The 6,386-nt window shown below is 68.2% G+C and carries 4 protein-coding genes; 3 read left to right on the forward strand and 1 reads right to left on the reverse strand.

What is annotated here, in order from left to right:
* The first annotated feature begins 50 nt into the window (after window positions 1–50).
* Both atpD and C7I84_RS26520 read left to right on the forward strand, forming a co-directional pair.
* Window positions 51–1,628 carry a F0F1 ATP synthase subunit beta gene (atpD, locus tag C7I84_RS26515; protein WP_165816235.1) on the forward strand — a complete coding sequence of 526 codons (1,578 nt, stop codon included), beginning with the start codon at window positions 51–53 and terminating at the stop codon, window positions 1,626–1,628.
* Between the two features lie 100 nt (window positions 1,629–1,728).
* Entirely contained in the window at window positions 1,729–2,136 is a 408-nt protein-coding gene (locus tag C7I84_RS26520) for a F0F1 ATP synthase subunit epsilon (protein WP_106775230.1), read from the forward strand.
* A 292-nt stretch (window positions 2,137–2,428) separates the two neighbouring features.
* Here the strand turns inward: C7I84_RS26520 and C7I84_RS26530 are convergent, their stop codons facing one another.
* Window positions 2,429–4,180: an adenylate/guanylate cyclase domain-containing protein gene (locus tag C7I84_RS26530; RefSeq protein ID WP_165816236.1), complete on the reverse strand. Its 1,752-nt coding sequence runs from the start codon at window positions 4,178–4,180 to the stop codon at window positions 2,429–2,431.
* Window positions 4,181–4,837: 657 nt separating this feature from the next.
* On the opposite strand from C7I84_RS26530, the gene C7I84_RS26540 reads away from it, so the two are divergent.
* The gene (locus tag C7I84_RS26540; RefSeq protein ID WP_106775233.1) at window positions 4,838–6,070 is read left to right on the forward strand and encodes a 3-methyl-2-oxobutanoate dehydrogenase (2-methylpropanoyl-transferring) subunit alpha; all 1,233 of its coding nucleotides are present in this window, start codon (window positions 4,838–4,840) and stop codon (window positions 6,068–6,070) included.
* The last annotated feature ends 316 nt before the right edge of the window (window positions 6,071–6,386 follow it).

Raw genomic sequence — 6,386 nt, forward strand, 5'->3', positions numbered from 1 at the left:
CGCGTGACGGCGGGCCGACGCGACACAATCGAACGAAAAGGGTAACGAAAATGGCGAAAGCAGCGACCCCCAAGGCACCGGCCGCGGCCAAGGCCCCGGCAAAGGCTGCCGCAGCGAAGGCGGCCCCGGCCAAGGCCGCGGCGACCAAGGCTCCGGCGAAGGCCGCTCCGGCCGCGCCGGTGAAGGCGAGGACGCCGGTGACGGCCGCAAACGGCGCGACCGGCAAGGTGCGTCAGGTCATCGGCGCCGTCGTCGACGTGCAGTTCGAGGACAGCCTGCCGGCGATCCTGAACGCGCTGGAGACCGACAATGTCGGCAACCGCCTCGTGCTCGAGGTCGCCCAGCATCTCGGCGAGAACACGGTGCGCTGCATCGCCATGGATTCGACCGAAGGCCTGGTGCGCGGCCAGCCCGTCGCCGACACCGGCGGCCCGATCTCGGTGCCGGTCGGCCCGGAAATGCTCGGCCGCATCATCAACGTCATCGGCGAGCCGGTCGACGAGGCCGGCCCGGTCAAGGCGACCGAATTCCGCGCCATCCACCAGCCGGCCCCGGAATATGTCGACCAGTCGACCGAGGCACAGATCCTGATCACCGGCATCAAGGTGCTCGACCTGCTGGCGCCCTACGCCAAGGGCGGCAAGATCGGCCTGTTCGGCGGCGCCGGCGTCGGCAAGACCGTGCTGATCCAGGAACTGATCAACAACGTCGCCAAGGCTCATGGCGGCTTCTCGGTGTTCGCCGGCGTCGGTGAGCGCACCCGCGAGGGCAACGACCTCTATCACGAGTTCATCGAGTCCGGCGTCAACAAGAAGGGCGGCGGCGAGGGCTCGAAGGCAGCGCTGGTCTACGGCCAGATGAACGAGCCGCCGGGTGCGCGTGCCCGCGTCGGCCTGACCGGCCTCACCGTCGCCGAGTACTTCCGCGACCAGGGCCAGGACGTGCTGTTCTTCGTCGACAACATCTTCCGCTTCACCCAGGCGGGTTCGGAAGTGTCGGCGCTGCTCGGCCGCATTCCTTCGGCCGTGGGCTACCAGCCGACGCTCGCCACCGACATGGGCGCCCTGCAGGAGCGCATCACCACCACCACGACCGGCTCGATCACCTCGGTGCAGGCCATCTACGTGCCCGCCGACGACCTGACCGACCCGGCGCCGGCGACCTCCTTCGCCCACCTCGACGCGACGACCGTGCTCAACCGCGCCATCGCCGAGAAGGGCATCTACCCGGCGGTCGACCCGCTCGACTCGACCTCGCGCATGCTCGACCCGATGGTCGTCGGCGAGGAGCACTACCAGGTCGCCCGCCAGGTGCAGCAGACCTTGCAGCGCTACAAGTCGCTGCAGGACATCATCGCCATCCTGGGCATGGACGAGCTGTCGGAAGAGGACAAGCTGACGGTGGCGCGCGCCCGCAAGATCGAGCGCTTCCTGTCGCAGCCCTTCTTCGTGGCCGAGGTGTTCACCGGCGCGCCGGGCAAGCTGGTCGACCTCGCCGACACCATCAAGGGCTTCAAGGGCCTGGTGAACGGCGAATACGACCACCTGCCGGAAGCCGCCTTCTACATGGTCGGCTCCATCGAGGAGGCGGTCGAGAAGGCGCAGCGGCTGGCGGCGGAAGCGGCGTGATCTGAGCGAATAGCGAATAGGGAGTAGCGAATAGAGATCTAAGCGGCAGCCGAGTGCGAACTTTATTCGCTATTCGCTATTCGCTATTCGCTAATTTGCCATGGCTGAAGCATTCAAATTCGAACTCGTTTCCCCCGAACGCCTTCTGGTTTCGGAGGACGTCGAATCCGTCGTCATCCCGGGCACCGAAGGCGAGATGACCGTCATGGCCAACCACGCGCCGGTGATGTCGACCATCAAGCCCGGCGTGGTTACCGTGAACCCGGTCTCCGGTTCGCCGGAGCGCTACGTCGTGTTCGGCGGCTTCGCCGACATCCTGCCCTCCGGCTGCACGCTGCTTGCGGAATCGGCGGTGCCGGTGAAGGACATCGACAAGGCCGACATCGCCCGCCGCATCCAGGAGGCGCGCGAGGACCTTGCCGACGCCAAGGACCACGCCTCGCGTACCAAGGCTGAAGAATTCCTGCAGCAGCTCACCACGCTGGAGGGGGCGATCCTGCCGGCGTAAGCCGTCGGCTGACGGATCATCTCAAAAGCGGGGCAATTTGCTCCGCTTTTTTGTTGTCGCCAGGTCGCGTCGCGCTCTTTCGCACCCCCCTCTGTCCTGCCGGACATCTCCCCCGCAAGGGGGGAGATTGGCAGCTTCGCTGTCCGCCCGCATTCTGCGGCGTTGGAGATTGGCGAAAGCAAAGCGGCCGGCCAATCTCCCCCCTTGCGGGGGAGATGTCCGGCAGGACAGAGGGGGGTGCGAAAGAGCTCGACGCTCCAAGTTGGAAGATGACCTCCCGCCAATGCGGACCTTATCCAACCGCCGCCCGCTCCTTGAGCAGCGCCCGCAACTCCCCGCTCTCCCTGAAACTCGCCGCCTCCACCGGCTCCTGCTTGCCGGGCAGCATGACGGCGGAGAAGTCGGGCAGGTCGCCGTCGTCGGCCACCAGCAGCACCGCCTCCTTCGAAGCCACCAGCGTGGCGTCGAGCCGCTTGGTCTGCGCCTCCAGGCGCGCCGCGACGTTGCCGGTGTCGCCGAGGAAGGGGGTGCCCTCCAGCCCGCCGGCCCATTCGATGCCGACCACGGCGACGCCGACATGCAGGCCGATGCCGACGCGCAGCGGTTCGCTGAGCTCCATCCGCAGGTCATCGCTGAGCGCGTCGATGTCTTCCCACAGCTTCAGCGCGGCGCGGAAGGCGTCGCGCGCGGCGTTGTGGGCGGGGCCGTCGGTGCCGAACACGCTCATCACGCCGTCGCCGGCGATGTTGATGACATGGCCGCCGCAGTCGCGCACCGCCGCGGCGACGGTCTTGATGTAGCGCTCGACGATGAACAGCGTGTCGTAGGGCAGGCGGTCGTCGGCGAGCTGCGTCGACTGGCGCAGGTCGACGAACAGTGCCGCCACCTCGGTCTCGCGGCGCCCTCCCGCGCCGCCGCCGAGGCCGCCCTCGCGCGGTCTTGCGGGTGCGGCCGAATGCACCAGCGGCACCACGGCGACGTCGCTCTCCGGGCGGATCTGGCAGGCGAGCCGCACCGAGGACGGCGCGCCGATGCGCGACAGGAGCCGGGCCTCCTCCGGCGTCGGCGGCGACAGCGTGTCGCCGCCGGCCACCACGTCGACGCGGCAGGTCGAGCAGCGGCCGCGGCCGCCGCAGACGGAAGCGTGCGGAATGCCGGCCCAGCGGCTCGCCTCCAGCACGCTGAAGCCGACAGGTACGGTTACGACGCGGCCGCCGGGATAGGTGAGCCGCACCGCCCGGAACCGCGCGGCGTGCCAGTCGCGGATAGCGCGTGCCGCGAATACGCCGGCGACCAGCGCGACATAGGCGACAGTCATCCAGTCCACGGCGCGGTTCACCGCCGCCGTCGCCGCGGCCTGCGGGCTGCCCGGGGGATCGGAGACGCCTGGCGGCAGCGCCATCCCGCCGGCCGCCGCCAGCTCGCGCATGTCGAGCCCGGCATTGACGAAACCCAGCAGTGCCAGCGCCGGCACCAGCGTGGCGAGCGCCGCCAGCAGCGGTACGGCACGCGGATACCAGCTCTTGCTGCGCAGCCAGGCGCGCACGCCGATGCAGCCATGCACCCACACCACCAGCATCAGCAGCAACTGCCTGGGCAGGCCGAACTCGCTGGCCACCCAGAGCTGGTAGACCACCCGGTCGAAGTCGATTTGCGCGCCGTAGACGATCTCGGCGGTGCGGATGGCGGCGGCATGCGCCATCAGCAGCAGCGGGATCGCCAGGCCGAGCGCGATCTGCACGGCGTCGGTCGCGGGGATGCGCAGGTGCCGGCGGCGGTAGAGCGCCCTGAGCCCGAGCCCCGCGTGGACGATCATCGCGCCGTAGAGCAGGACGAGGCCTGGTACGCTCTGCCACGGATCGAGCAGCACCTTGCCCGCCCGTTCCATCGCCTCCAGCGAGCGGATGCCGAAGGCGTGGTTCAGAAAGTGCATGGTGGCGTAGAAGAACAGCACCAGCCCGCTCCACAGGCGCAGCGTGCGCAGGAAGCCGCGCTGCGAGGAGGCTCGCTCGCGGGTGGAGGAGGCGGTGCCGGGGGCGCTCACGTGGAGGCTCCCGGTCCAACGGAGTGGCGGGGCGGAGCCGCCGGCCGACCCTCCCCCTTGAGGGCCGGGCAATCGCATATGGCAAACGGCGATGAACTTCGCTGCTTCGTACCCCCACCCCTTACCCCTCCCCACAAGGGGGAGGGGGATTTTGAGGCCGCCGTGCCATGCGAAACCGTTGACGGTTGGTACATAGCGGAGAGGCCAGCCGGTCCCCCTCCCCCTTGTGGGGAGGGGTTAGGGGTGGGGGTAAACTCATATGCGATAGCCCTGCCCATGAGGGCAGGGGTGGCGAACCAACGAAACGAAGTGGAGTTGGTGAGACGGGGAGGGGTTGCCGCGGCAGTGCTCGACGTTCCTTTGCTGCCGAGCACTTTGCCCGCGACCCCACCCGGCCGCTTCGCGGCCACCCTCCCCTCGAGGGGGAGGGAGCGCGCGCGCGTAACTTCCCTAAACTCCCGAAAGCCGTCGCCGACCGCAAATTGCTCGTGCAAGCTCATCATCGCAAAGAACTTTCGGCCGCCATCGACTACGCTCCCGATGAGATAACGGCTCGCTCGCCCGGCGCAATCGCAATTGCGCGAGGTGCGTTGCAATTGCGGGCGTTTTGGGGGCAGGCTGCGGCTTACGGCCTGTTCGCAGCGGGAGGATGTGTTTATGACGCAAGGCGCGCCGCTCAGCCTGCATGTGCCCGAGCCGGAGGTCCGGCCCGGCGGCACGCCCGATTTCTCCAACGTGCCCATCCCCAAGGCCGGTTCCGTGCCGCTGCCGCCAGTCGACGTCGACCCGAAGGACATCCGCGAGCTCGCCTATTCGATCATCCGGGTGCTCAACCGCGAGGGCGAGGCGGTCGGCCCGTGGGCGGGCACGCTGACCGATGCCGAGCTGCTGGAAGGCCTGCGCCACATGATGACGCTGCGCACCTTCGACGCGCGCATGCAGATGGCGCAGCGCCAGGGCAAGACCTCGTTCTACATGCAGCACATGGGCGAGGAGGCGGTGAGCTGCGCCTTCCGCAAGGCGCTTTCGCCCGGCGACATGAACTTCCCGACCTACCGCCAGGCCGGCCTGCTGATCGCCGGCGGCTACCCGATGGTCGAGATGATGAACCAGATCTATTCCAACGAGCGCGATCCGCTGAAGGGCCGGCAGCTGCCGATCATGTATTCGGCCAAGGATTTCGGCTTCTTCTCGATCTCCGGCAATCTCGCCACGCAGTTCATCCAGGCGGTCGGCTGGGCGATGGCGTCTGCCATCCGCAACGACACGAAGATCGCGGTGGGATGGGTCGGCGACGGCTCGACCGCCGAGAGCGATTTCCATGCCGCGCTGGTGTTCGCCTCGACCTACCGCGCACCGGTGGTGCTCAACATCGTCAACAATCAGTGGGCGATCTCGACCTTCCAGGGCATTGCGCGGGGCGGCTCCGGCACTTTTGCCGCGCGCGGCCTGGGTTTCGGCATCCCGGCGCTGCGCGTCGACGGCAACGACTATCTCGCCGTGCACGCGGTCGCCAAATGGGCAACGGAGCGGGCGCGCAAAAATCTCGGGCCGACGCTGGTCGAATACGTCACCTACCGCGTCGGCGCGCATTCGACCTCCGACGACCCTTCCGCCTACCGGCCGAAGGAGGAGTCGTCCGTCTGGCCGCTCGGCGATCCGGTGCTGAGATTGAAGGCGCATCTGATCAAGCTCGGCGCCTGGTCGGAGGAGCGCCACAAGCAGGCGGAGGCCGAGATTCTGGACGCGGTGATATCGGCGCAGAAGGAGGCGGAAAGCCACGGCACGCTGCATGCGGGCGGAAAGCCGTCGGTGCGCGACATGTTCGAGGGCGTCTACGCCGAGATGCCGCCGCATCTGAGGCGCCAGCGCCAGCAGGCGGGAGTTTAGGGGCATGGTCGGCATTTGCGGAATCGTGGGCAGGGCAGCGCCTCTTCGCACCCCCCTCTGTCCTGCCGGACATCTCCCCCGCAAGGGGGGAGATTGGCTGGCCGCGCCTGTCGGCGCTTGTTCTGCAACGCTGGCAATTGGCGAAGCCGTCGATGACAGCCGATCTCCCCCCTTGCGGGGGAGATGTCCGGCAGGACAGAGGGGGGTGCGAAGAGGCGCCGTCTCTCGACACATGGCAACAGTCTCTTCACCTCGCGCGGAGGCTTTCTGATGCCCCGCAAAACCATGATCGAGGCGATCCGCGACGCCATGGACG

The organism is Kumtagia ephedrae (assembly GCF_003012745.1).
Lineage (GTDB): Bacteria > Pseudomonadota > Alphaproteobacteria > Rhizobiales > Rhizobiaceae > Kumtagia > Kumtagia ephedrae.

Coding starts and splice junctions, on each gene's coding strand:
- atpD (WP_165816235.1), top strand. CDS start 51: ATGGCGAAAGCAGCGACCCCCAAGGCACCGGCCGCGGCCAAGGCCCCG.
- C7I84_RS26520 (WP_106775230.1), top strand. CDS start 1,729: ATGGCTGAAGCATTCAAATTCGAACTCGTTTCCCCCGAACGCCTTCTG.
- C7I84_RS26540 (WP_106775233.1), top strand. CDS start 4,838: ATGACGCAAGGCGCGCCGCTCAGCCTGCATGTGCCCGAGCCGGAGGTC.